This window comes from Lyngbya aestuarii BL J (assembly GCF_000478195.2).
Classification (GTDB): Bacteria; Cyanobacteriota; Cyanobacteriia; order Cyanobacteriales; family Microcoleaceae; genus Capilliphycus; species Capilliphycus aestuarii.
The window spans coordinates 1-1,732 of record NZ_AUZM01000185.1 but is presented as its reverse complement, the minus strand read 5'-3'; the positions used below and the strand labels follow the sequence as shown (position 1 = coordinate 1,732).

At 45.5% G+C, this 1,732-nt stretch carries 3 protein-coding genes; all 3 read right to left on the bottom strand.

All coding sequences use genetic code 11. The annotated features are described in order from the left end of the window. Window positions 1–170: 170 nt before the first annotated feature. The gene (locus M595_RS27365; RefSeq protein WP_023069100.1) at window positions 171–767 is read right to left on the bottom strand and encodes an anthranilate synthase component II; all 597 of its coding nucleotides are present in this window, start codon (window positions 765–767) and stop codon (window positions 171–173) included. After that, window positions 764–1,291 carry a diacylglycerol kinase family protein gene (locus M595_RS27360; RefSeq protein WP_023069111.1) on the bottom strand — a complete coding sequence of 176 codons (528 nt, stop codon included), beginning with the start codon at window positions 1,289–1,291 and terminating at the stop codon, window positions 764–766. Before M595_RS27360 ends, M595_RS27365 begins: the two co-directional genes overlap by 4 nt. A gap of 223 nt (window positions 1,292–1,514) precedes the next feature. Then, on the bottom strand, window positions 1,515–1,732 hold a 218-nt coding region (locus M595_RS27355), incomplete at its 5' end, for an rRNA maturation RNAse YbeY (protein WP_023069828.1).

Below are 1,732 nucleotides of genomic sequence, written 5' to 3'. Positions count from 1 at the left end.
TGCTCTTCCGATCTTATTGGAGTTGGGAGTTTGAGCAATTACCGATCGCGATCGCGATATCCCCAGAGTTGTAACACTAGCTAATGCACCAGTTTGCAGCAGACGGATAAATTTTCGCCGTTTCATAGAAAGCGAGGATGAAAAATCAAGGACAAACAGAAAGCAATGAGCTAAACTTCCGACAGAGATCGCAGGAAGTTTTTGAGAAGCTGTTTACCACTGGTGGTTAAAATGCTCTCTGGATGAAACTGGACGCCTTGCAGATGAGGATAGTTCCGATGTCGGACAGCCATAATCGTACCATCGTCTATCCAAGCCGTAATCTCCAACACCTCCGGGCAAGTTTGACGGTCAATCACTAAACTATGATAGCGAGTCGCGCTCAAAGGATTTTCTAACCCTTGAAAAACCCCCTGTCCGGTGTGATGAACTGTAGAGGTTTTACCGTGCATTAGTTCCGGTGCAGAGACGATTTTCCCTCCAAACACCTGACCTAGACTTTGATGACCTAAACACACCCCCAAAATGGGTAATTGGGGGCCTAAGCGTTCGATTAATTCCAGGGAAATCCCCGCATCATCTGGACGACCTGGCCCCGGAGAAATAACCACACCCTGGGGTTGAATTTGGTTAATTTGATCAACGGTAATTTGATCGTTGCGGACAACGCGAACCTCAGAAGCAACGGGGAACTCTGCACCCAGTTCACCTAAATACTGAACGATGTTGTAGGTGAAACTGTCATAATTATCAATCACAATAATCAAGTACCAACTCCTACTGTCACTAGCCCCAGTTGCACCAAGAGCGGAGGGATGAGTAACATCATCGCTACTAACAACGCGGCGATCGCAAAGATTAACACCGCTCCTGCGGCACAGTCTTTCGCAATTTTCGCGAGTTCGTGGTAGGACTGACCAACGGTTAAATCAACCACAGATTCAATCGCTGTATTTAACAGTTCCATCGCCATCACTGCTGCAATGGTTAAACCGATCACCGCTAATTTTACCGAAGACAGATGCAAAAAAAAGCCCAAGCCGATCGCGAGGGTACCAATGACAGTATGAATGCGAAAATTGCGTTGAGTTTTGTAGGCGTAGGTAATGCCTGTCCAAGCGTATTGAAAACTCACCAACAGATTAGAAGCAACCGTCCAAGAGGAACTAGAGCGGCCATTGTGTGAACTCACAGGAGGTTCAGGAGCCGTATTCATCTTCGCCGAACGATGTTGAGAAACCGAAAGCAATCGGGCTTGGAGCGGTGCTACAGAGGGTTCATTTAGATTCATTAGGCATATATCCTTCACTGGGTACTGTTGAGATATTCAAATAAATTTTGCTATCGAGGTTTGAAGAAATTTAACACGTTGCCAGAAATTTAACACGAATCTTGATCGGTTTTTACGGATTGAGAGCCGTCTTTCTGGTTTCATGCCGATCCAGAAGGTATCGTTAGTAAAGTTTTCATCGTTAAATACACTACTCCAAATACACTCCTCTCTAACACAGGCTTCAGACACTTCTTCCTTGATTGACAACGGGAGTCCGTGAATATTCTACTAAATTGACATTTTCGAGCATCGTCTTATTCACTTTCAAACCGACTGATTGCAGCATGATCGCCTGCTGATCAAGCATTTGGATCAGTGTCCTGTCATCAGGATGATCCCAACCCAAAAGATGCAAGAGTCCATGAGCCGCCAGCCATCCGAGTTCAATCTTCAAAGGAT

Bases quoted from the DNA above. Each gene is read 5' to 3' on its own strand.
- M595_RS27360 (WP_023069111.1), bottom strand. From the start codon at position 1,291: ATGAATCTAAATGAACCCTCTGTAGCACCGCTCCAAGCCCGATTGCTT.